At 61.7% G+C, this 23,435-nt stretch carries 23 protein-coding genes; 17 read left to right on the forward strand and 6 right to left on the reverse strand.

Annotation, left to right across the window (positions count from 1 at the left end):
• Positions 1 to 26: 26 nt before the first annotated feature.
• The 3 genes from KUF55_RS04430 to KUF55_RS04435 form a co-directional block, all read right to left on the reverse strand.
• Positions 27 to 404: a hypothetical protein gene (locus tag KUF55_RS04430; RefSeq protein ID WP_218818118.1), complete on the reverse strand. Its 378-nt coding sequence runs from the start codon at positions 402 to 404 to the stop codon at positions 27 to 29.
• Positions 405 to 478: 74 nt separating this feature from the next.
• Positions 479 to 1,537, reverse strand: a complete 1,059-nt coding sequence (locus tag KUF55_RS18985) for a glycoside hydrolase family 38 C-terminal domain-containing protein (protein WP_370630952.1) — start codon at positions 1,535 to 1,537, stop codon at positions 479 to 481.
• Entirely contained in the window at positions 1,492 to 3,522 is a 2,031-nt protein-coding gene (locus tag KUF55_RS04435) for an alpha-mannosidase (protein ID WP_370630953.1), read from the reverse strand. Before KUF55_RS04435 ends, KUF55_RS18985 begins: the two co-directional genes overlap by 46 nt.
• A 402-nt stretch (positions 3,523 to 3,924) precedes the next feature.
• Between KUF55_RS04435 and KUF55_RS04440 the strand changes: the two genes are divergently transcribed.
• Together KUF55_RS04440 and KUF55_RS04445 are read left to right on the forward strand one after the other, a co-directional pair.
• Positions 3,925 to 4,827, forward strand: a complete 903-nt coding sequence (locus tag KUF55_RS04440; protein ID WP_218818119.1) for an N-acetylglucosamine kinase — start codon at positions 3,925 to 3,927, stop codon at positions 4,825 to 4,827.
• A 129-nt stretch (positions 4,828 to 4,956) separates the two neighbouring features.
• Positions 4,957 to 5,223: a hypothetical protein gene (locus KUF55_RS04445; protein ID WP_132361769.1), complete on the forward strand. Its 267-nt coding sequence runs from the start codon at positions 4,957 to 4,959 to the stop codon at positions 5,221 to 5,223.
• Positions 5,224 to 5,255: 32 nt separating this feature from the next.
• Here KUF55_RS04445 and KUF55_RS04450 read toward each other — a convergent pair whose 3' ends face one another.
• Together KUF55_RS04450 and KUF55_RS04455 are read right to left on the reverse strand one after the other, a co-directional pair.
• Positions 5,256 to 5,861, reverse strand: coding sequence for a HutD family protein (locus tag KUF55_RS04450; RefSeq protein ID WP_218818120.1), 606 nt, complete (start codon positions 5,859 to 5,861; stop codon positions 5,256 to 5,258).
• A gap of 57 nt (positions 5,862 to 5,918) precedes the next feature.
• On the reverse strand, positions 5,919 to 6,575 hold the full coding sequence (locus tag KUF55_RS04455) for a LysE family translocator (protein ID WP_132361765.1): 657 nt from the start codon (positions 6,573 to 6,575) through the stop codon (positions 5,919 to 5,921).
• Between the two features lie 204 nt (positions 6,576 to 6,779).
• Between KUF55_RS04455 and KUF55_RS04460 the strand changes: the two genes are divergently transcribed.
• Complete coding sequence (locus tag KUF55_RS04460) at positions 6,780 to 7,445, forward strand: DNA methyltransferase (protein WP_255557433.1); 666 nt, start codon at positions 6,780 to 6,782, stop codon at positions 7,443 to 7,445.
• Positions 7,446 to 7,525: 80 nt separating this feature from the next.
• Here KUF55_RS04460 and hutH read toward each other — a convergent pair whose 3' ends face one another.
• On the reverse strand, positions 7,526 to 9,088 hold the full coding sequence (gene hutH, locus KUF55_RS04465; protein WP_218818122.1) for a histidine ammonia-lyase: 1,563 nt from the start codon (positions 9,086 to 9,088) through the stop codon (positions 7,526 to 7,528).
• Between the two features lie 213 nt (positions 9,089 to 9,301).
• Between hutH and KUF55_RS04470 the strand changes: the two genes are divergently transcribed.
• The 14 genes from KUF55_RS04470 to KUF55_RS04530 all read left to right on the forward strand — a co-directional run bounded on the left by KUF55_RS04470 (position 9,302) and on the right by KUF55_RS04530 (position 23,434).
• Positions 9,302 to 9,988 (forward strand): IclR family transcriptional regulator, encoded by a 687-nt coding sequence (locus KUF55_RS04470; protein ID WP_132361763.1) that lies wholly within the window; start codon positions 9,302 to 9,304, stop codon positions 9,986 to 9,988.
• A 67-nt stretch (positions 9,989 to 10,055) separates the two neighbouring features.
• Entirely contained in the window at positions 10,056 to 11,735 is a 1,680-nt protein-coding gene (gene hutU / locus KUF55_RS04475; RefSeq protein ID WP_218818123.1) for a urocanate hydratase, read from the forward strand.
• Between the two features lie 66 nt (positions 11,736 to 11,801).
• A complete protein-coding gene (locus KUF55_RS04480; RefSeq protein WP_218818124.1) occupies positions 11,802 to 13,073 on the forward strand; it encodes an allantoate amidohydrolase in 1,272 nt (423 codons plus the stop codon).
• A complete protein-coding gene (locus KUF55_RS04485) occupies positions 13,070 to 14,338 on the forward strand; it encodes a formimidoylglutamate deiminase (RefSeq protein ID WP_255557309.1) in 1,269 nt (422 codons plus the stop codon). The genes KUF55_RS04480 and KUF55_RS04485 overlap by 4 nt, the downstream gene beginning before the upstream one ends.
• Positions 14,335 to 15,534: an imidazolonepropionase gene (hutI, locus tag KUF55_RS04490; protein WP_218818125.1), complete on the forward strand. Its 1,200-nt coding sequence runs from the start codon at positions 14,335 to 14,337 to the stop codon at positions 15,532 to 15,534. Before KUF55_RS04485 ends, hutI begins: the two co-directional genes overlap by 4 nt.
• A 45-nt stretch (positions 15,535 to 15,579) precedes the next feature.
• Entirely contained in the window at positions 15,580 to 16,080 is a 501-nt protein-coding gene (tpx, locus tag KUF55_RS04495) for a thiol peroxidase (protein ID WP_132361755.1), read from the forward strand.
• 256 nt (positions 16,081 to 16,336) lie between these two features.
• On the forward strand, positions 16,337 to 17,215 hold the full coding sequence (locus tag KUF55_RS04500) for an SIS domain-containing protein (protein WP_218818692.1): 879 nt from the start codon (positions 16,337 to 16,339) through the stop codon (positions 17,213 to 17,215).
• 30 nt (positions 17,216 to 17,245) lie between these two features.
• Complete coding sequence (locus tag KUF55_RS04505) at positions 17,246 to 18,175, forward strand: ROK family protein (protein ID WP_218818126.1); 930 nt, start codon at positions 17,246 to 17,248, stop codon at positions 18,173 to 18,175.
• Positions 18,172 to 18,414, forward strand: a complete 243-nt coding sequence (locus KUF55_RS18680) for a hypothetical protein (protein ID WP_255557311.1) — start codon at positions 18,172 to 18,174, stop codon at positions 18,412 to 18,414. The genes KUF55_RS04505 and KUF55_RS18680 overlap by 4 nt, the downstream gene beginning before the upstream one ends.
• Positions 18,345 to 19,106 carry a 1-phosphofructokinase family hexose kinase gene (locus KUF55_RS04510; RefSeq protein ID WP_255557313.1) on the forward strand — a complete coding sequence of 254 codons (762 nt, stop codon included), beginning with the start codon at positions 18,345 to 18,347 and terminating at the stop codon, positions 19,104 to 19,106. Before KUF55_RS18680 ends, KUF55_RS04510 begins: the two co-directional genes overlap by 70 nt.
• A 28-nt stretch (positions 19,107 to 19,134) precedes the next feature.
• Positions 19,135 to 19,977 (forward strand): class II fructose-bisphosphate aldolase, encoded by an 843-nt coding sequence (locus KUF55_RS04515; protein ID WP_218818127.1) that lies wholly within the window; start codon positions 19,135 to 19,137, stop codon positions 19,975 to 19,977.
• Positions 19,978 to 20,271: 294 nt separating this feature from the next.
• Positions 20,272 to 21,537 (forward strand): extracellular solute-binding protein, encoded by a 1,266-nt coding sequence (locus KUF55_RS04520; protein ID WP_218818128.1) that lies wholly within the window; start codon positions 20,272 to 20,274, stop codon positions 21,535 to 21,537.
• Between the two features lie 109 nt (positions 21,538 to 21,646).
• Positions 21,647 to 22,570 carry a carbohydrate ABC transporter permease gene (locus KUF55_RS04525; RefSeq protein WP_218818129.1) on the forward strand — a complete coding sequence of 308 codons (924 nt, stop codon included), beginning with the start codon at positions 21,647 to 21,649 and terminating at the stop codon, positions 22,568 to 22,570.
• A 6-nt stretch (positions 22,571 to 22,576) separates the two neighbouring features.
• Positions 22,577 to 23,434, forward strand: coding sequence for a carbohydrate ABC transporter permease (locus KUF55_RS04530; RefSeq protein ID WP_210150025.1), 858 nt, complete (start codon positions 22,577 to 22,579; stop codon positions 23,432 to 23,434).
• The last annotated feature ends 1 nt before the right edge of the window (position 23,435 follow it).

Genomic DNA, 23,435 nt, shown 5'->3' on the forward strand with positions numbered 1-23,435 from the left:
CTGCCTCCGAGGTAACTTCGCTCACCTCATTCGGTGAGAGTGGCGGTGCCCGCCACGCGCTTAGCCTTCCAGACCAGTACCTTAGCTACGCCGACAACGATCAGCGTTGATCCTGCACCGAGGAGTGCTCCGACCCATGAGCCGATAAATAACATCAATCCGCGCAAATCTAGCCCACGGCCGTCGGCAAAGGACGGATCATCAGGAGGTGGAAGAAGTGCCATGGTGATACTCGGGGCAACAAAAGCGTAGAGAAGTGATGCCATGATGCCGATGAGGGCATACAGGCCAAGAGAACCGGCCGAAGCTCGCTTGTGCACCAATATGCCGATCAGGACGAGCAGCACCGCAGGAATCACCGTCAGGACACAAGAAGCCAGAAGCTCGATGTCGTCGTAATCCATGGCTTGGGAACCTTCCAACCCTCGAGCAATAAAAATCAGAGTCTACTAGTCGATCCTTAGAGGACCTCGGGAGCTCATCGTTTGAGCCTCACCCGAAGGGTACGGATTTCGAAGGCACCCAGGGTCAGTTCCACGGCATGCACGTTGCCCCGAGCGTCAGTTTTTTCGATCCGGGAAGCATCGAGGAGCGGGTCCTCAAGAAGTGAGACGGTCGTAATCTCCGTGACTTCTGCGTTGATGCGCAGAACACCGGACGCCCGGCGGCCCAGTGCCTCGTAAACTCGAATGACCACATCTCCGCTGCGATCCATGGCTAACTTCACGCTGGAGAGCAGCACGCCGGCACCGCTGAGCTCCACCAATGGATCGAACCCGTGTCTACCGGCAACCGTGCGTGGTGTCATGTTCATGGCGATCCCGGCTTCGGTGGCCGAGGCAATGTCGGCTCCAATGAGCAGCCCGTAACGATGCAGTTGCGGGCCGTGATCGGTGAACGGGTCGGGGAAGCGTGGGGCGCGGAGTAGGGAAAGTCGCACGGTGGTGGTGACGCGTGAGTCGGAGGAATCGCGGGTGACATCGTAGCCGTAGCTCGAATCGTTGATCAGCGCTGTGCCGAATCCAGGCTCTTCGATCAGCACAAATCTGTGCATGGACGTTTCAAATTTGGCGGCTTCCCAGCTGGTGTTCACGTGAGTGGGCCGGTGCAGGTAACCGAATTGGGTTTCGGCCGTCGAATGCTCGGCACGAATATCTAGGGGGAAGGCGATCTTGAGAAACTTTTCGGTTTCATGCCATTGCGTTTGTTGGGAAATCGACAGCATTCGACTTCCAGGTGACAACACCAGTTCTTGGGTGAGGCTGGACTTCGAAAAGCTTCGCCGCAGGATCACACGTGCAGATCCGTCCGGGTCGCGGGTTAAGGACATGGAATCCAGATCGCGTAGATCGGTGACGCTGTTGCGGTAGAAGGCATCGATATCCCAGGCATCCCACTTGTTCGGGAAGTCGTGGTGCAGTTGCAGTAGGTTCCCCGGTTGTCCCGGCGCCATGGCTTCACGACCGGTGACTAGGTCGATCGCCGACGTGATCAGACCTTGGGCGTTGATGTGTACCGAGACCAGTCCGTTGTCCAACGTATAACCGTCTGCGTGCGGGCTTGCTGTGACCGCGTGGTGGACCATTTTTGGGGCAGCCGCCGGCCGCACTCCACCCGGGGCACATCATCGCGGGGATACGGCGTCGGGTTGAGAGTCAGCGGAGTTTCACCGGAGCCAACGAGGGCAGTTACCGCCGCGGATATGAGCTTCTCGGTGGCGGCGATAATGCGGTCGTAGTCGGCGACGACTTCTCGATGCACCCACGCGATAGAGGTGCCAGGAAGAATGTCATGGAATTGGTGAAGTAGCACCTTCTCCCACAGCGCATCGAGCTCCTGATATGGGTAGCTGGAACCCGTGCGGACAGCAGCCGTGGCGGCCCAGAGCTCGGCCTCCACCAACAGATGTTCGGAAGCACGATTACCGGCCTTGGTGCGATGTTGTGAGGTCAATGTGCCGCGGTGCAATTCAAGGTAGAGCTCGCCAACCCACACCGGTGGAACGGGTAGCTCGGCTTGGGTGCGCTGATAAAAGTCGTCCGGCCGCTCCCATCTCACCCGAGGGCTTCCTTCAAGACTCTTGAGTCTGCTGGCGGCCGAGGCCATCTCACGCGTCGTGCCTCCACCTCCATCTCCCCACCCCACCGGTGCGATGGATCCGGAGACGGTGCCTGACTCACTGAACTGGCTCGAGGCCAGGGCCACTTCACGTGCGGAGAGTTGGGAACTATAGGTGTCCATCGGTGGGAAATGGGTTAACACCCGGGATCCGTCGATGCCCTCCCACTCGAAGGTGTGGTGTGGGAAGGTATTGCGCTGGTTCCAGGAAATTTTTTGAGTGAAGAACCAATCGAAACCCGCACGGTGCATCAGTTGCGGCATCGCTGCGGAGTAGCCGAAGGAATCCGGTAGCCAAGCTCCCTTGCAATGGATTCCAAATTCCTGCTGGAAGAAGTTCTGACCGTATAAGAATTGTCGCACCAGAGACTCACCAGAGGGCATCACGGTGTCCGATTCGACCCACATCCCGCCCAACGGCACCAGACGGCCCCGTGCCACAGCGTCCTTCACGCGCTGATATAGGTCGGGGTATTGCTCTTTAAGCCACTTGTATTGCTGAGCGCTTGACATGCCAAAGATGAATTCGGGATCTGTCTCCAACAATTCCAGCACTGAGGAGATGGTCCGGGCGACCTTACGCACCGTTTCGCGGATCGGCCAGAGCCATGCGGAGTCAATGTGGGCATGGCCGATTGCCGAGAGTACATGTTCGCTGGCACCTGCTGGGGATGCGAGCAGGGGTGCCAGAATCGAGCGCGCACCGGCCGCGGTGGTTGAGATGTCTTGGAGGTCAAGGGCATCGAGTGCCGCCTCGATCCCCTTGATGATTTTCATGCGTCGTGGGCCGGGAGGCAGCTCTTCTTGAAGTCCTAGGAGGACATCAAGGTCTGCGGCGAGTTCATAGACCTCGGCATGAAAAATAGCCAGATCCATGCGGGCAGTGGTGTAAAGCGGGTCGGGGGAGGACGTGAGGATGTCGCCCTGCTGTGTGGGTAGGAACGGATGGTGATCAAGCAGGATGGGGTTTGACGCTGCCTCGATAAAAAATTCAAAGGTCTCGCCACCAAGGGCGGAATCTGTCACCGGGATCCATTGATTGCGAGGGTTGATGGACTTAACCGTGGAACCATCACCTCGGTAGACGAGGCCCTCACATTGGAAGCCGGTCATCGATGGATCAAAGCCCAGATCGATGAGCACCTCGAGGCGGAAACCAGACCACTGGACAGGGACCTGCCCACGAATTCTGAACCAGGTGGTTCCCCAAGCCGGACCCCACGCACTGCCAACCCGGTGCTCGGTGTACTCAAGGCCGAACGCAGCTAACGGACTGATGGGTTCGCCGGGAAGCTGATGAGACATCACGTTCAAGGCCATGGGTTGCTGATGAATCGCCGGGCGAATCCGTTCGGCCAGCACCCGAGTTGCGCGTGAAATGGTTAGGGACGGGTCATCGTGCATGGTTGCCTTTCACTAGCTGAAGTGGTTACAAGTCCATCACCGAAACGATGGCTGACAACACATCTTTCGTGTCTCATGCGGGTGACACAGCGTCGTCTTTCTCACCTATTGTCACCCTAGTCGATGGACGAATTCCGAGCGGGGTTCGGGGCTAGCGAGTTGCCAACTGAGCCGCTGCAGCCGGCCGAGAAATTCGTTAGATGGGTATCGAGTCCACAGAGTGGTGGCCTGGTCCTTGAATCATGGAGCGCGGATGTCAGGGCTGGAGTACAGGCAAGGAATTTGTGCTCCCCGCGCGCTGCTGACCGTGACCCTCGAGCCACCGGTGATGTAATGGTGGCTGGACGACAGTCGGTAATGACGACACCGTAGATCCGTGAATGACCACGAGTAAAGGACGCCATGAATCCTGCAGATATCCCACACCATGCCTTGGTGGGGCTAGACATCGGTGGAACTAAAACACATGGCGTGCGCTGGCTGAACGGCCAAGTCATCGCCGAGGCCAAAAGCGGCAGTGCCAACACTCAAAACGTCAGCCTCGATACCGCCCGCGAAAACCTCGCGAAGGTCTTTGAATCCCTCGGTTCCGAAGCCATCGACATGGTCATCGCCGGGGCAGGGGGCATCGACACGCAGCAGGACGCAGAACGGCTCCGAGACCTGATCGCCACCCATGCCCCCACGGCACAGATCAACGTCGTCCACGACTCGCGACTGATCCTTGCCGCGGGACACGCCGCTACCGGGATGGCGGTCATCCTAGGTACAGGATCTGCCTTTTGGGGAATCAACGACGAGGGCAAGGAAGCCAGATCCGGTGGGTGGGGTTATCTCTTGGGGGATGAGGCCAGCGGCTATTGGATGGGCAGGGAAGCGGTGCGGTTCACCCTGCGCGAAGCAAACCGCGAGCAACCCCCGTCACTACTTTCGCGGCTAGTCCTCGAAGCTAATCAGGTGACACGTGCCGAGGAACTGATCGGGCGCTTTCACGCGGATGCCGACAGACGACACTGGGCTCAACAGTCACCCTTGGTCTTCACTGCCAACGATTCGGCAGATCCCGGCGCTTCAACAATCATCGACGAAGCGGTAGCCCACGTGGTTGCCTCGCTCGGAGATCTAGCAACGATTCTTGGGATCCATGGTCCGGTAATCATCGGGGGAGGACTAGGCATGTACCAACCGGTGTATCAGCAACGGCTTCGAGCTGCGCTGAGCTCACAGGGCTTTGAGAACGTCCGCTTCCTCGAGGTGGATCCGGTCTTCGGGGTCCCATTCCTCGCCTCTAAGTCCTCGCCCTAGAACATCCCGGAGCCCAAACCCGGGTGCGAACAGCGGGAGAGAAATAGCTCTTCATCCGGTGGCGAGCGGAGGAATCTTGAATTCATGGTGAAGACTAGAGGAATACTCGTCCACAAAAGAAGGCAACACATGATCAACCTCAAGCAGGACACCGACGGAAACGTCCGGATGAGCCGGATCTTCCCCTCGAAGACGGCCATCACCATCACGTTCACCGATGGCAGCCAGGAAGAAACCACCGGGGGCCGGATGAACGAACTCTACAACGCTGCGCTCGCCGATTTCCGTCTGCGCAACGGCATGGATGCCAAGGGTTTCTCGCACAACCCGGTCCCGGGCATTCACCGCAAGAACGCCGTCGGCTTCGTCCCGGTAAAGCCCGGCCTCGGCAAGTAGTCCACAGCAATTGGAGCCCCTCGGCCCCGGCGTTATGGCAGGTCGAGGGACACCACGGCAAGGAAACCCCGGCCAGAGACGCGCGGAGAATCGTTCTCTCCGCCAATGACGGTGTCACGTACCTCCAGGGCACGTTCCGAATCTTCTTGCAGCACGATGGCCTTGCCCTGAATCAGCACACCAAACTGTGCCCCGAAGAGATGCTGTTCGCGTTTTTTGGACAGCTCCACGATGCGCACGTTGCCGCGGACCGCGCTACTGCGCGTGATGACGTTTAACGCCAGTACATCCCCGGTGGGCAGTGCGGCCGTGACGGCGCTGTTCCCGGAGAACTTCAGTGGCCGCATGGCCTCCACCGCCTGGGTGGTTCCGTCTATGCCCAATTCGAGCAGTTCCCCGGCGATGACGGTGAGCGTGCGATCGAAGCCGTCGTAGGGGGTGAATTCCCCGGCTTGCTCGATCGAGGCAACGCTGAGTCGCCAGTCCCAGAGTGCGTCCGTGGAGGGGTGCAACATCATTTCGGCGTCCAACGTCCCGGCAGCGATCTCACGGATTTCACCGTGCGCCCATTTCCTTTTTTCGGAATCGGCCAGGTGCAGGATGGTTCCGGTGCTCAGGGAGCGGCTAGTCGTTGTCATGAAGTGAAGTCTAATAGCAGTGAGATCCGCTTCCCGGGTCTAGGCCCGAGTTCGGAACTAGATGAAGGCTCCAATTAGCACCGCGGCACCCATGATGGCCAAGGCTCCGGAAGAAACACGTTCGAGCCAAATGCCCACCGTTGGACTCTTGAACCAGGCCATCGCTCTGGCCGCGATGGCCACCAGGATCATCATGTAACTAAATCCCATGGCGGCGAAGATGCCGCCGAGAATGAGCGCCGATCCGAGCATCGGGGATCCGGCCGGGATGAACGGCGGCATCAACGCCAGGAACAACAAGCCGAGCTTGGGGTTCAGTGCGGCAGATAATGCACCGGCACGCAGTGATTGGGCGAGGGTGAACTTTGCCTCGGTGAGCGCGATGTTCCGGGTGGTGGTGCGGGCGGTGGCAGCCGTGGAGCGAGCCAAAAATTGGGCCTTGATCAACGAGCCGAGGCCGAGATACAGCAGGTAGGCTCCGCCGACGATCGCGATGCCTTGATGGATGGCCGGGTACTTCAGCAGCAGTGCTGCCACGCCAACCCCCGCCAGGATGGCCCAGCCCATGATGGACACCATCATGCCCAGCGCCGCGGCAACACCATTGCGTGGTCGGTTCAGGGCGTAGCGCAGCGCCAAGAAGGTATCGGGTCCCGGGGCGAGCACCACCACGAGGGCAACGCCCGCGAAGCCGAGCAGTGAAGAAAGAGGCATTAGTCCATTATCTGCGGCGCCTGGTCCGGTAACGAATCCTCTCACGGGTAGGTGCACGAATCCGGAGGCCGGATACCGGGCTCAACAGGCATTCGTCCCGGGTACTGCGGCTCGACGAGTAAACTTCGCTTGATGAGAGATGTGCAAAAAACAGTGATCGGGAGTGGGCCCATTTCGTCCCCGTTGGATGCGCAATTGACCGCCATGCACCAGAGGTTTCTGGCCGAGCGCCCGGTGGGCGCCGACGAAGACGTCCACATGCTCCCAGCCATCGTGGACCACGTCATAACGCGCTGCAGCAAACCGGGTGACGTGGTCTTTGATCCCTTCGCGGGATTTGGGACCACCCTCGAGCGGGCCGTGGCACTGGGGCGCGAAGCGATCGGTATTGAGCTGTTACCCGAGCGTGCTCGGTACCTGCAAGAACGCGTGCCCAACGCGCGGATCATCGAGGGTGATGCGCGGGAATTACTCAGGATTATTCGCCGGATGCAACCGCCCCGGCCCGAGGGGAGCATCAATCTGATCCTGACGTCGCCGCCGTACATGACCGCGGAGAATCATGAGGCCGATCCGCTCACCGCCTATGAGCAAGACAACGGAGACTACGACCGCTACCTGGCGGAGCTTGGCCTCGTAGCCGCCCAGTGTGCGCTCGCTGTGGTTCCCGGTGGGTTTGTGGTGTGGAATCTAGCGGACATCCACCACATGGGGCTCACCACTCACCTGATCCGCGATTGCACCCGCGTGCTCGAGCAATATCTCACGCCCGTAGGAGTCACCGAGATTGTGTGGGACCGCTACCCCGACGATCTGGTGGCCGATGCGTTGCTCGTGTTTCAACGGCCAGCGCTCGGCCGGGGCGAATAATTCAGACGCTCTAACAGCTCCGACGCTGCTCACCTCGGGCCGAGCCCCCGGTCCGAGGTGAGCATCCATGTGCGGGGCGCTTAGGCCAGCGGGGTAGCTGCCGCGTGATTGGCAGCGGCCAGCAGTGAACCGTCGGACACCATCTGGAACACGGACTCGATCTCCGGGGAGAGGAACCTATCGGTGCCCGGGCCCTCGACGCGAGTGCGGATCTGCCGGCGCACCGCGGTGATGATCGGGGAGGACTTCGAAGTTTCCAGACCGCCATCGCGCATGTCTAGGGCGCGCGCGCTGGTGAGTAGCTCGATGGCCAGCACCCGAGCCAACCCGTCGATGCCCTTGCGTAACTTCAGCCCGGCATGCCAACCCATCGAGACGTGGTCTTCCTGCATGGCCGAGGAGGGAATGGAGTCCACCGAGGCCGGGACGGCCAAACGCTTCAGTTCCGAAACGATGCCCGCGGCGGTGTACTGAGCGATCATGTGCCCGGAATCCACGCCCGGGTCATCTGCCAGGAAGGCATTCAGACCGTGGTTGCGGGATTTATCCAGGAACCTGTCGGTGCGTCGCTCCGAGATCGAGGCCAGATCTGCCACGGCAATGGCGAGGAAATCGAGCACGTAGCCGATCGGGGCACCATGGAAGTTGCCGTTGGATTCAACCCGGCCATCGAGAGTGACCACCGGGTTATCGATGGCCGAGGCCAGTTCGATGGCGGCGACGGATTCGGCGTGGGCCAGGGTGGAGCGCACGGCCCCGTGAACCTGCGGGGCACAACGCAGCGAGTAGGCGTCCTGCACCCGGGTGAAGGTGTGGGCGCCGGACTTTTGTTCGCTGATGAGCGTGGAATCGGCGAGCACCCGGCGCATATTGGTGGCCGAATCGCGTTGCCCGGGATGTGGGCGCAGGGCATGTAAGTCCTCCGCGAAGACCGCGTCGGTGCCCAGCAGCCCCTCGACACTCATGGCCGCCGACAGGTCGGCGATGGAAAGCAGCGCGTGGAGGTCGGCGGAGGCTATCAGCAGCATGCCGAGCATGCCGTCGGTGCCGTTGACCAGGGCGAGGCCCTCTTTTTCGGCCAGGACCACCGGGGTGATGCCGGCCGCGGCCAGCGCCTCGGAGGCGTCCATGGCGGTACCGGAGGCGTCGCGGACCGGGCCTTCGCCCATCAGGGCCAGGGCCGCGTGGGAGAGCGGGGCAAGATCGCCCGAGCAACCCAGCGAACCATATTCACCGATGACCGGGGTGATGCCCGCGTTGAGGACGGCCGCGTAGGTGGTTGCCACGATGGGCCGTACGCCGGTGCGGCCGGTGGCCAGGGTGGAGAGTCGGTTGAGCATCAGCGCGCGGACCACCTCGCGCGGAACCTCGGTCCCGGAGGACGCGGCATGGGAGCGGATCAGTGAGCGCTGCAATTGTGCGCGCAATTCGATCGGGATCTGTTTGGTGGCCAGCGCGCCGAAGCCGGTGGAGACGCCGTAGTGCGGGACGGTGTCGTTGACCAGCGCGTCGATCACGGTGCGAGAGGACTCGATGGCGGCCAGGGCATCGGCGCCCAATTCCACCTGCGCACCGTGACGTGCAACGGCCACGACGTCCTCGGGCTTCAGTGCGCCGGTGGTTATGGTGATGCTGGCATTCATGAGTTTGTCCTTCTGGAAGGTGGAATTTTCGAGGTTTTGTGTGAGCCGGATCGCGTTAACACTTGCCAAGGGATGAAATTAGAGTTTCAATAAGTGAAACGCATCATCGGCTCTGGAGCAAGCCCCCCGGGATAGTGAATTTCGTCCATGGGCGCTAAAAAACACCCCCGGGCGAGTATTTCAGCGACCAAATCACCAACGTGGAGGAATACCGTGGCAGAACCGGCAACTCGAACCGTGGAACGAGCCCTGCAGCTGCTGGGCGCAGTTTGTGACGCCGGGGCGGTATCGCTGGCCGAAGTGTCACGCGAGACCGAACTGTCCGCCTCCACGGCGCTGCGCCTGCTGCGAACCCTAGAGAACAGCGGCTTCGTGCGCAAGGACAACGACGGTGAGTATCGTCCCGGCTTGCGCCTGGTCCAGCTCGGCGCCCAAGCGCTGAGCCACGAGTCACTGATCCACCTCGCCGCGCCGGCGCTGCAGCGTTTGGTCGAGGCGACCGGGGAATCGGCCTACCTTTCGGTGCGCGGTCACCAGGGCACGGGAAGTGACCACGCCGTGTACTTGGCCATCGCCGAGGGAACACATTCGGTGCGCCACGCCTCCTGGGTGGGCCGCAGTGTTCCCCTGGAGGGATCAAGCCTGGGGATCGTGTTCGCCGGAAAGACCCCCGAGACCGGGTACGTGGTTTCCGATAAGGGCGTCGAGGCCGACGTCACCGCCATTGCCGCGCCACTGCGGCAGCTCGGTTCGGCTCCAACCGCAGGGGACGGCGGGCCGCTGGCCGCCATATCGGTGGTGGCCCCGAGCTACCGGATGAACCCGGCGGAAATTGAGCGGATCGGCCAACTGGTCGCCACCGAGGCCCACGCGCTGTTGGGCGCCGGCCCGCAGAACTAGTCCGACTCCCACGCCACAACCCGGGGCACCCCACGTATTGAGCATGACCGACAAGGAGAACCATTCCATGAGCTTCACCCAGCACGATCCCTCCCGCGTTATTCGCGCTCCGCGCGGCACCACGCTGACCGCCAAGTCCTGGGCCACCGAAGCCCCACTGCGCATGCTGATGAACAACCTCGACCCGGAGGTCGCCGAGCGCCCCGAGGACCTCGTCGTTTACGGCGGCACCGGTCGCGCGGCGCGATCGTGGGAGGCCTACGACGCCATCATCACAACGCTGACGGATCTGGAAGAAGACGAGACGCTGCTGATTCAGTCGGGCAAGCCGGTGGGTGTCTTCCGCACCAACAAATGGGCCCCGCGCGTGCTGATCGCCAACTCCAACCTCGTGGGGGACTGGGCCACCTGGCCCGAGTTCCGCAAGCTGGAGGCCGAGGGCCTGATGATGTACGGGCAGATGACCGCCGGTTCCTGGATCTACATCGGCACCCAGGGCATCCTGCAGGGCACCTACGAAACCTTCGCCGCGATCGGCGCCAAACGCTTCGGCGGCACGCTGGCCAATACCCTGACGCTGACCGGTGGCTGCGGCGGCATGGGTGGGGCCCAGCCGCTGGCCGTCACGCTCAACGGTGGCGCGGTACTGATCGTTGACGTGTCCGAGGAACGCCTGCGTCGCCGCGAATCCAAGCGCTACCTCGACGAGGTGGAGCTGGACCTAGACGCGGCCCTGGCCAAGGTCACCGCCGCCAAGAACGAGGGCCGGGCCCTTTCGGTGGGTTACGTCGGCAACGCGGCGGAGGTCTTCCCCGAGCTGTTGTCCCGCCAAAAGGCCTGGACCGTGGCCTTTGACATCATCACCGATCAGACCAGCGCCCACGATCCGCTGAGCTACCTGCCGGTGGAATACACCCTGGAGCAGTGGGACGCCGAGGCCAAGGCCGATGAGGCAGGCTTTACCAAAAAGGCTCAGGCCTCGATGGCCCGCCACGTCGAGGCGATGGTCGGCTTCCAGGACATCGGCGCCGAGGTCTTTGACTACGGCAACTCCATTCGTGATGAGGCACGGAAGGGCGGCTACAACCGCGCCTTCGAATTCCCCGGCTTCGTTCCGGCCTACATCCGCCCGCTCTTCTGCGAGGGCCTTGGCCCCTTCCGCTGGGTGGCGCTCAGTGGGGACCCGGAGGACATCCGCGTGACCGACGAAGCATTAAAAAACCTCTTCCCGGAGAACGAACACCTGCACCGCTGGCTGAACGCGGCAGCCGAACACGTCGAATTTGAGGGACTGCCGGCCCGCATCTGCTGGCTGGGTTACGGAGACCGGGCCAAGGCCGGTCTGCTATTCAACCAGTTGGTCGCCGAGGGCAAGGTTTCGGCCCCCATCGTGATCGGCCGCGATCACCTGGACTCCGGTTCCGTGGCCTCGCCCTACCGTGAGACCGAGTCGATGAAGGACGGTTCGGACGCGATCGCCGACTGGCCGCTGCTAAACGCCCTGACCGCCACGGCTTCCGGTGCCACCTGGGTCTCCATCCACCACGGTGGCGGGGTGGGTATCGGCCGTTCCATCCATGCCGGTCAGGTCTCGGTGGCAGACGGCACCGAATTGGCGGCCGCCAAGCTGGAGGCATTGTTGACCAATGACCCGGGCATGGGCGTGATCCGCCACGTTGATGCCGGCTACGAGCGGGCCATTGAGGTCGCCACCGAACGCGGTGTGCGCATCCCGATGGCGAAATGAGCAGATACGGGTAAGGTTGCCCGAACCGTCTCCCCATACCTCCTTCCGAAAGCAGCAGACCCGCCCGTGAGCACCGTAAATTCCCTGATTGCCGCCATCCATGACGTCGGCCAAGATTCGGTGCGCGGAGGTTATTCGCGCCCGGTGTACTCCTCGGCGGAAATCACGCTGCGCGAATGGTTTATCGCGGAGGCCGAATCCCGTTCCCTTCAGGTCACCACCGATGCCAACGGCATCATCTGGGCCTGGTGGGACACCCCCGGCTCGCGGCGCGATGCCGCCTCGCGCCGCGGTGCACTGGTCACCGGATCGCACCTGGACTCGGTACCCGGAGGTGGTGCCTTTGATGGTCCGCTCGGGGTGGCCAGCGCGCTGGCGGCCTTCGATGTGCTCGCGGCACGTGAGGCATCCGGGGATCTGGTGCGCAACCGGGCCCTGGCGCTGAGCGTCTTCCCGGAGGAGGAAGGCTCCCGCTTTGGTGTTGCCTGCCTGGGCTCGCGGCTGCTCACCGGCGCGATCGATACGACCAAGGCGCTGAACTTGCGTGATGCCAACGGAGACACGTTCGCCGATGTCGCCGCGGCCAATGGTCTGGATCCGGCGCGTATGGGGCGCGATGAAACCGCCCTGGCACAGATCGGGGATTTCATCGAGCTACACGTGGAGCAGGGCCGCGGGTTGAACACCGAGGAATATACCGATGCTGCGGGCCGCGGACCCGCAGTGGCCATCGGCAGCTCCATCCTGGGGCACGGGCGCTGGCGGCTGAGTTTTTACGGCCAGGGCAACCACGCCGGCACCACGCTGATGATCGACCGTGCCGATCCCATGATTGCCGCGGCCCAGTTGGTGCTGAAGGTAAGGGAGCTGGCCACGGCGACCCCGGAGGCCCGGGCCACCGTGGGGCGGATTGAACCCGTGCCCGGCGGCACCAACGTGATCGCCTCACGGGTTGATCTCTGGCTTGATGCCCGCCACCCCGATGATGCCACCACGGCCCTGCTGGTTCAAAAGATCCACGGGCAGGCCCAGCGGATCGCCGCCTTTGAGGGCTGCACCGTGAAACTCACCGAGGAATCCCTCTCCGGGACGGTGAGCTTTGATGCCTCGCTGACCCGGACGCTGAGTCAATCTGTCCACCGCTTAATCCCCACCGCTCCCTTGCTGCCCACCGGGGCCGGGCACGACGCGGGAGTTCTTGCCGCCCATGTGCCCTCCGGCATGATCTACGTGCGCAACCCCTCGGGCATCAGCCACTCACCGGAGGAATACGTGGAAGATGATGACGTAGATGCCGGTGTCCTGGCACTGGCCGATGCCCTAGAGGATCTGCTGTGAGCCAGCCGCCGAGCACCCAGTTGAACACACCGGAGAACAGCGTGCGGGTCCCGGCGCCGGTGAACGCCCATTCCCACGCGTTTCACCGGATCCTGCGCGGGCGGACCCATGAGGGCGCCGATGGTGCGGCCGGAGACTTTTGGACCTGGCGCGAGCACATGTACGCCGCCGCCGCGTCGCTCACCCCGGCGGCGTATCAGCAGCTGGCCACCGCCGTTTTTGCGGAGATGGTGGTCGCTGGCTATAGCGCCGTGGGGGAGTTTCACTACCTGCACCACCAACCCGGTGGGCAACCCTATGGCAGCAGTGGTCACGGGGAGCCGCATGCCATGGAACTGGCCCTGGGCCGCGCCGCCCTGGCAGTGGGGATCCGCCTGGTGCTCCTTGATACCTGCTATCTCCACGGCGGGCTCACGTTGGAGGGAGAGGTGTTGGCACTTGATGACACGCAGCAGCGTTTCAGCGATCGCTCCGTCGAGGGCTGGCTACTGCGCCATGAGAGCCTAGCTACCGCGCTGGCGGAGCTTGATGCCGGGGCCGGGTTGCTGAGCCTCGGTGCCGCGGTGCACTCGGTGCGTGCCGTGATACCGAGTGATCTGGCCATCATCGCGGCCCGGTTGGACCCCGGACTGCCGCTGCACGTGCATCTTTCGGAGCAACCGGCGGAGAACCATGCCTGCGCCGCCGCCTATGGCACGAGCCCCACGGGGTTGCTCGAGCAGGCGGGACTGCTTGGCGCGCGGCTCTCGGCGGTTCACGCCACCCACCTGGAAGAAACAGATATCCGAGCCCTGGGCGCTGCCCGAGCCGGGATCGTGATGTGCCCAACCACCGAGGCTGACCTGGGTGATGGGATTGGCCCGGCCCGGGAACTTGCCGACGCCGGTGCGCACCTGTCCCTGGGCAGTGACCAGCATGCGGTGCTCGATCCGTACCTGGAGCAGCGCGCCCTGGAGCATGCCGAGCGCCTGCGCAGCGGCAAACGTGGACGGTTCTCGCCCACGGAGATCTCCACCGTCGCACGTGCTGGTGGGCTGCGCTCCCTGGGGCTGGCGGAGAATGACGACTTCCTGGTGGTACGCACCGATTCGGTACGCACCGCGGGATCACGTCCCGCCCAGCTCCCGCTCGCCGCCACCGCCGCGGACATCAGCGAGGTGCACATCAACGGGGAGCTGGTCGCCAGTCATGGGATCCACACCCGGTTGGGTGACCCGGCCGCCCTGTATGCAACCTTCTTTAGCCACCACCCGGAGTTTTCATGAGCACCACGCTGATTACCAACCTGGCCGAAGTCTTCACCGCCGACGCACAACACACGCGGTTCAACAACGCTGCCATCCTCATCGAGGATGAGACCATCGGCTGGATCGGTGCGGCGGCAGATGCCCCGGCCTCGGATCACGTCATTGATGCCCAACGCCGTGCCGCGCTTCCGGGTTGGGTCGATTCGCACACCCACCTCGTTTTTGCCGGGGATCGCAGCGCCGAATTTGTGGCCCGGATGGCCGGGCAGGAATATGCAGCAGGTGGCATCGCGGTGACCACCGCGGCCACCCGATCGGCCAGCGACTACGACCTCACCCGCTTGTTGCTGGGACGTGCGGCCGAAGCGTTGGCCGGTGGCACCACCTTCCTGGAAACCAAGACCGGTTACGGGTTGGGAGTCGAAGAGGAAGCACGCCATGCCCGCATCGCCTCCACCGTCGTGGATCGGGTGACGTTCCTGGGGGCGCATCTGGTCCCCGCTGGCACCGACGCGCAGGAATATACGGATCTGGTCTGCGGGGAGATGCTTCAACGAGTGGCGCCCTACGTGCAGTTCGCCGATGTCTTCTGTGAGCGGGGCGCCTTCAACGAGGCCCAGTCCCGGCAGGTGCTCACCGCATCACGCAAGGCCGGGTTGGGGCTTCGTGTCCACGGAAACCAGCTCGGCTCGGGGCCCGGGGTGAAGCTTGCCGTGGAATTTGGTGCCATGAGCGTTGACCACGTGAATTACCTTGATGACGATGACGTGAGCGCGCTCGCCGGCTCATGGCAGCACTGGGATCCAGCCACCCGCCGCGGTGTTGCGGGAACCGTGGCCACCTGCCTGCCCGCCTGTGACCTTTCTACCCGCCAACCATTTGCGCCGGGCCGGGAGTTGCTTGATGCGGGGGTGCAGATCGCACTGGCCTCAAATTGCAATCCCGGAACCTCCTATACCTCGTCCATGTCGTTCTGTGTGGCCACCGCCGTCTTACAGATGCGGTTGAGCATCGAGGAAGCCATTGTGGCCGCCACCCATGGGGGAGCGCTCGCATTGGGCGTCCACGATCTGGTGGGTTCACTACAAGTGGGCAAGCGGGCGGATATTCAGTTGCTCAACGCTCCAGCGGTGGCGCATCTTGCCTACCGGCCGGGAATGAACCTCACGGGCCCGGTTTTCCGTGCCGGTGTTTTGGTGGCTGGACGCCTCTAGCGAACCGCTTGGTGCTGGAGGGAACGTTCGTGGTAAACAAGAAGCATGGCTATTACTGCACTCAAAGGTTCCCCCGTCCAGGTCATTGGCGAACTTCCCGCCGTTGGCGCGACCGCTCCTGACTTCACGCTCACCGGTGCCGACCTCGGCGAGGTGTCCAGCACCGAATTGCGCGGCAAGCGCGTGGTCCTGAACATCTTCCCGTCCATCGATACCGGCGTCTGCGCTTCCTCGGTCCGCCGTTTCAACGAGCTGGCCGCAGGACTCGAAAACACCGCCGTGGTTTGCGCCTCGGCCGACCTGCCGTTCGCACTGGGCCGCTTCTGCGGTTCCGAGGGCATCGAGAACGTCGTTCCGACCTCGTCCTTCCGCTCCGACTTCGGCGCCGACTTTGGTCTGACGCTGGGCGATGGCCCGATGCAGGGCCTGCTGGCCCGCGCGATTGTTGTTCTGGACGAAAACGGTGCAGTCCTGCACACCGAGCTGGTTCCGGAAATCACCACGGAGCCGAACTACGACGCAGCTGTCGCGGCACTCTCCAACTAACGCTTTTCCCGGGGGCCGGGATCGAGACGCAAGAAACCTTCTTACGTCTCGGTCCCGGCCCCCTTTTTTATGCCCCAGCGACCCCGGCAGGGTAGAAAATGAGATTAAACCCCTAAGATTTTTTATGATTGGTAGACAAGGCAAACGATCATAAGCAATCATAGTAAGGAAGAGCTTGCCATTCCGAGACACCTTCAGTGGTGCCGGGTTATTAAAGGAGACCGTCGTGAGCGACACTAACCAGCTTGGCCACCACATGGACGTCGAACTGCGTTCGCAGCCCGAAATGTGGGAGCGCGCCATCCTCCAGGCACGGAGCGAGAACCTGCTTCCGGCCGATGGCCTGCGCGTCGCCGTGGTTGGCTGTGGAACTTCCTGGTTCATGGCGCAGTCCTACGCCGCAGCGCGCGAGTCTGCAGGCAGGGGGATTACCGATGCCTTTGCTGCCTCGGAAGCATTTATCACCACCCGTGATTACGACGTGCTGGTGGCCATCACCCGTTCGGGCACCACCTCCGAGGTCCTGACCCTGCTGGATCAGCTTGACGGTTCTCTCCCCACCGTTGCGCTCATCGGGGACCTCACCTCCCCAATCGTGAACAAGGTTGATGCCGTGATCGAGCTACCCTACGCCGATGAAGAATCTGTGGTGCAGACCCGTTTTGCCACCACGGCGCTGGCCTACCTACTCACCAGTGTGGGTGTAGACCTGAGCGCTGCCATCGACGAAGCCAGGGTTGCTGTCGCCGCACAAACTCCGGCAGAACTTATTGATGCAGAACAGTTCACCTTCCTGGGTCGGGGCTGGACCGTTGGTCTGGCCAATGAAGCCGCCCTGAAAATGCGTGAAGCCGTTCAGGGGTGGACCGAGGCCTACCCGGCCATGGACTACCGGCACGGCCCCATCGCCATTGCCGCACCGAACCGCGTGACCTGGATGCTCGGCGAAGAACCCGAGGGTCTGGCCCAAGATATGGTCCGCACCGGCGCCCTCTACATCAATAACAACGCGCACCCGCTGGCCGAACTGGCCCGGATTCACCGCGTCACACTGGACCGGGCCCGCGCTCGTAAGATGAATCCGGATGCACCACGCAACCTGACCCGTTCGGTCATCCTCGACGAAGACGCCTAAGTCCATAACGACCAGGATGCAGTGGACACCATGAACCCCCAATACCTGCTCTTTGACGTCGGTGGTACCGACATTAAGGCAGCGTTCTCCGACGCAGCGGGAACGCTGCACGGCATTCGTAGGATTCGAACCCAACGCGTAGCCACTGATGCCGCTCATGCGTTAGTCGAACAGCTCAAAACCCTGGGTGCCGAGCTCATGGCCGACTTCCCAGAGAGCAAACCCATTGCCGTAGGTTTGCTCGTGTGCGGAATCGTCGACGAAGCCAACGGAATCGGAGTGTTCTCCGCGAACCTTGGCTGGCGCGATGCCCCGCTGCGTCAGCTGGTGGCCGACGCCTTTGCCTTGCCCGTGGGCTTTGGTCATGACGTGCTGGGCGCCGGTGTAGCGGAACTGCGTTTCGGGGCCGGCAAGGAACTTGGCACCGCGGTGGATAACGCGGCGGTCCTAATCATCGGCACCGGCATTGCAGCAGCGCTTTTTGTTGACGGACATCCGTTGTCCGCGGGTGGCTACGCCGGTGAACTGGGCCACGGCGCAGTTCCCGGCGGCCTGTCCTGCCCGTGTGGTGCGCACGGCTGCCTGGAAACCATCGGTTCGGCGGGAGCCATTGCCAAGCGCTATGAACAGAAAGCCGGCGTTCACGTTGCTGGCGCCCGCGAGGTTCTGAACGCTAGGGATGCGGGCGATCAGATCGCTGTGCGGATTTGGGACGAGGCAATTGCGGCATTGACCTTCTCCATCGCCCAACTCTGCTGCTCCATCGCACCACAGGTCGTCATCATCGGCGGAGGATTGGCACAAGCAGGCGAGGCACTACTGCAACCACTGCGCGAAGCGCTGGGACAGAAACTGACCTACCAACGGCTGCCGGAGCTTGTGGCAGCCCAACTGGGTCAGGATGCGGGTCTGCGCGGCGCGCACCTCAAGGCCGTCGCGGCGGGTGCCCAGAGCACATGATTCTGAGTATCACTCCCAATCCCGCGCTAGATGAAACCTACGGACTTGAACTCTTCGATGTCGGGGGCAGCAACCGTGTTGCGGCCCCGTTGCGCCGGGCCGGTGGTAAGGGCATTAATGTGGCGCGGGTGCTGCATTCTCAGGGCGTTCCGGTGCTGGCGCTGGCCCCGTGGGCGGCTCGAATGGTCACATCTTCGCTGCGGATTTGGCGGCATCCGGGGTGGATCATGAGCTCCTGAATGTTGCTGCCCCGACGCGTCGAAGCCTCGCCGTCGTCGAACACGGAACCGGGCGGACCACCGTCATTAATGAACGTGGGGATGCGCTCAGCCCCAGGGAGTGGGAAAGCCTCCGCTCCCGAATTAGCCTGCTTCTCGATCGAGGGGTGAGTGTATTGGTTGCCTCGGGTTCGCTGCCCTACGACGCGGATGAAGATTTCTACCCGTGGTGCGTGCGTGAAGCAACGCGGCGCGGGATCCCCAGCATCATCGACACCTCCGGACCCGCTTTGTTGGCTGCAGCTCGCGCCGGCGCCACGGTGCTCAAACCCAACCACCACGAACTGGCCGATGTCACGGGGGAAAAAACCTTGGGCGGGGGAGCAGCCAAGCTCCTAGCCGCCGGAGCCCGCCACATTTACGCCAGCGCCGGCGAAGACGGACTCTTTCACTTTTCCGCGGACCGTCCCGGCCACTGGGAAACGGCGCGTTTGGCTACACCGCTGGTAGGTAATCCCACCGGGGCCGGGGATAGCGCCGTGGCTGCTATTGCCATGGGGCTACACGCCGGAGAGGACCACGCCTCTGTGATCCTTCCCCGTGCCGCCGCCTGGTCGGCCTCCGCGGTATTGATGCCCACCGCGGGCCAGCTGCACCCCTCACATCTCGAAATCCTGACGAACTTGATTCTCTCCTCCGCAACTTCGCTCTAAGTCTCATCCCCGAAAGGATGCTTTTCCCATGCCCCTGGTTAATACAGCAGAGATCATGAACGCGGCACGCACTTCCCAGCGGGGGCAGGGTGCCTTCAATGTCATCCACCTCGAGAGCGCCGAGGCACTGATCCAGGGTGCCGAGCTCGCCGGAACTCCGTTGATCTTGCAGATCTCGGAAAACTGCGTCGGTTACCACCGAAACTTGGAACCCATTGCCCTGGCCTCGCTGGCAGCCGCCCGCGCGGCGAGCGTCCCGGTGGCGGTGCACCTGGACCATGCAGAATCCGAAGATCTGGCAAAGGCCGCCGTCGATCTGGGGTTTGGGTCAGTCATGTTTGATGGCGCGCATCTGGACTACGCCCAGAACATTGCTGTCACCGCTCGAGTTACCGAGTATGCTCACGCGGCGGGTGTCTATGTGGAAGCCGAGCTGGGAAAAATTGGGGGCAAAGATGGCGCCCACGCCCCGGGCGTGCGAACCGATCCGGCCGAGGCACGTCAGTTTGTGCGAGAAACGGGAGTCGACGCACTGGCCGTTGCCGTGGGTTCTTCGCACGCCATGCTTGATCGGTCAGCAGCCCTTGACCTTGAGCTGATTGCCCAGCTTCGCCGCGCACTGGATGTTCCGCTAGTGCTCCACGGTTCCTCCGGGGTGAGCGATTTGAACATCGTTGCCGCAATTAATGCGGGGATGACCAAGATCAATGTTTCCACCCACCTCAATGGGTTCTTCACGCGCGCCATTCGACAATACCTCGATAAGAATCCTGTGGTCGTGGATTCGCGCAAGTACGTGGCACGTGGACGCGACGAGATGGCAGTGGAAAGCGCTCGATTGCTGCGCCTCTTCGCAGGGACTGCGGACTAACCTCACGCCGATTTATCGGATATGCCGCCCGAGGGCGGGTCGATGCTCTCCGGCGAACCCGCGGGGGCCATGGCTGTGCCAGACGTGATTTGCGGTTGTCTGGAGGTCAACGGCTTGTCATCCGGAATTAACAATTCTTATCTCGCATTCCCCTTGACCGCGCGATCTAGATCACAGCATAATCATTGGAACGTGTACTTTATTGATCGTTCTTTGTTGATATAAAGCACATAACATCACTCCTGTCGGTGTGAAGCGCTCATTGTTCGCCCCGACCATCTGGAACGAGGATCTATGAAGAAGCTCAATCTCCGCGGGGTAGCGGTTGCGGGTGTAGCTACGGCGGCACTGTTGTTGACGTCATGTGGTTTTGGTGGGGCAAGCAGCACCAGCAGTAGCGAGCCAGGTGCCTCGGGCACCGTCACTACGCTGACCATGCTGGCACCCACCTACTCCGATGGCACGAAAGCTCTGTGGACGAAGGTCATCAAGGATTTTGAGGCTGCCAATCCGGATGTCAAGGTCAACCTTGAAACGCAGTCATGGGAAAACGTCGAAAGCGTCCTAAAAACCAAGATTCAGGGCAACAAGGCACCTGACATCTACAATGGCGGTGCCTTTGCCGAATTTGCTGCCGAGGGCCTGCTGGCACCAACCTCTGATGTTGCCTCCGAGGCCACCATTGCCGATTTTCAGGCGTCCTTCGCCGAAAACGAAAAGGTTGATGGAACCCAGTACGGTCTTCCGCTGATCGCCTCGGCCCGAGCACTGTTCTACAACAAGAGCCTCATGGAAGAGGCCGGAGTCGCCTCGGTCCCCACCACGTGGGATGAGCTCCACTCGGCAGCCAAGGCCGTGAGTGAAAAAACCAAGGCGGACGGCTATGGCATGCCGCTGGGCAATGAAGAAGCACAGGGCGAGTCTCTCATCTGGTTCGCTGGCAATGGAGGCAACTTCGGTGATGGGACCAACATCGCTGTGGATACCCCGGCAAACGTCGAGGCTGCCGAATTCATGAAGAAAATGATCGACGACGGTGTGACGCAGAAGGATGCCGGCGCCACGCAGCGCACCCCGATGCTTAACACCTTCATTCAAGGCAAGCTCGGATTCGCCTACGCGCTCCCACAGACCGTGGGACAAATCAAGAAGGAAAACCCGAAGCTCAAGTACGGTATCGCACCGGTACCGACCAAGACCGGAACTCCGGCAACTCTGGGTGTCGCGGATCGCCTGATGTCTTTCAAGAACGATGGTTCCAAGACCGCAGCAGTGAAGAAATTCATGGACTACTTCTTCTCTGCTGATGTCTACACCAACTGGGTTTCCACCGAGGGCTTCCTGCCGACCACCAAATCGGGTTCCGAGAAGTTGGCCTCCGATGAGACCCTCAAGCCGTTCCTGGACATGCTGCCCAACGCGGTGTTCTACCCGACCACCAACGCGGCGTGGAACGCCACCGATGGTGCCTTCAAGTCCCTGATGGGTCAGATCGCCACCGGCAAGAGCGCGGCGGACGTGCTCAAGGAAATTCAGGCCAAGGCAGACGCAGCCAAGTAGCAACACCTGCATGACGGATGGGGCTCTCACCCACTTCGGGAGAGCCCCATCCGACCTTAAAACGCCTCACGGCACCCCGCACCCTCTCATCCTGCAGGAGCAACAGATCATGAGCGTCACCCTCATCCCGAAACGTGTTTCACGGCGGAAATCCGCTCAGGAAGGTGGCTCATTCCTTGCGGCACTGCCCTGGATTGGTCCGGCGCTCTTACTGATCCTCGCCATCGTGGTGTTCCCTGCCGGATACATGATCTACAACTCCACACGAAAGATCTCGCAGGTCGGCACCGACCTGAAGGGGGTGGGATTCGATAACTTCGCCAAGATTTTCAGCGATCCCAATCTGCCCCGGATCCTGCTCAACACGGTGGTGTGGGTAGTTGTGGTTGTCACCGTCACCGTGGTGCTCTCCCTGGTTCTGGCTCAATTCCTGAACAAGCCGTTCCCCGGGCGCACCCTGGTCCGCATGGCAGTCATCGTGCCGTGGGCCGCATCGGTCGTCATGACCACCACCGTCTTTTATTACGCAGCAGAACCAAATTACGGAATTCTCAACAAATTCCTGACCGACGTTGGTGTGCTGGATGAGGGCTTCGGATTCACCAAAAATGCCGTCCCCGCTATGTCGATGGCCATCGTCATTGCTATTTTTGTCTCCATCCCGTTTACGACCTATACGATTCTTGCCGGCCTGCAGGCTATCCCGAACGAGACGCTTGAAGCGGCGAAAATGGATGGTGCCAACCGCTGGGGTACGTACTTCTTGGTGATCCTCCCGCAACTTCGGGGTTCGCTGGCAGTTGCCGTATTGATCAACATCATCAATGTGTTTAACAACCTGCCCATTCTGAAGATCATCACCGGCTCGATTCCCGGTTACAGCGCCGACACCCTCATGACCTACATCTTCAAGGTCCTGCAATTCGACCGCCGACTGGATATCTCCTCGGCGCTCTCGGTGGTTAACTTCGCGATTGTTCTGGTGATCGTCGCGATCTATGTCAAGACCGTCAAGCCCATGAAAGAGGTCTAGGCCGCCATGTCGTTCCTGATTACCGAAGACCGAGCCTCCCGCCGGACAGTGATCGGGCGCATGGTGGCCGGCCTCCTCGTTGCGGCAGTGTTCCTGATTCCCTACGCCGTGATGTTCGGCGGATCACTCAAAACCCGATCCGAAATCCTCGCAATTCCGCCCAGCTATCTGCCCCGGGAAGGCGCCCAATGGTCAAACTATCTGACCATGTGGGACACTCCGGAAACACCGGTGGCCTTCAACCTCATCTCAACCATTGTCATTTCCCTCTGCGCCACCCTGTTGGTGTTGCTGGTGGCCACCCCCGCCGCGTACTACACCGCCCGCTTCAAATTCCCGGGCAAAACGATGTTCATGTTCTTGGTGATTGTCACGCAAATGCTGCAACCGGCGGTACTGACCGCAGGATTGTTTAAGCAAATGTTGGCCATGAATCTCTATGACACTTGGCTGGCCATGATCCTGATCAATGCTGCGTTCAATCTTGCCTTTGCGGTGTGGATCATGCATTCGTTCTTTGCCTCGGTACCCAAGGAAATTGATGAGGCAGCCCAGATCGACGGAGCTGGAAAGCTCCGCGTGCTCTTCCGCATCAACCTTCCATTGGTCTGGCCGGGCATTGTTACGGCGGTCATCTTTACGTTTGTCGCCTGCTGGAACGAATTTGCCGCGTCCCTGGTGATCCTTTCCACCGCGGAAAACCAGCCGCTCTCGGTGGCCCTGACGAAGTTTGTTGGGCAGTACTCCACGGCATGGCAATACGTCTTTGGTGTCTCGATCGTGGCCATCATTCCAGTCATCCTCCTCTTCATGCTTATTGAGAAACGCCTCATCGGCGGGCTTGCTGCCGGAGCCGTGAAGTAGT

This window comes from Paeniglutamicibacter sp. Y32M11 (assembly GCF_019285735.1).
In the GTDB taxonomy this organism is placed as follows: Bacteria; Actinomycetota; Actinomycetes; order Actinomycetales; family Micrococcaceae; genus Paeniglutamicibacter.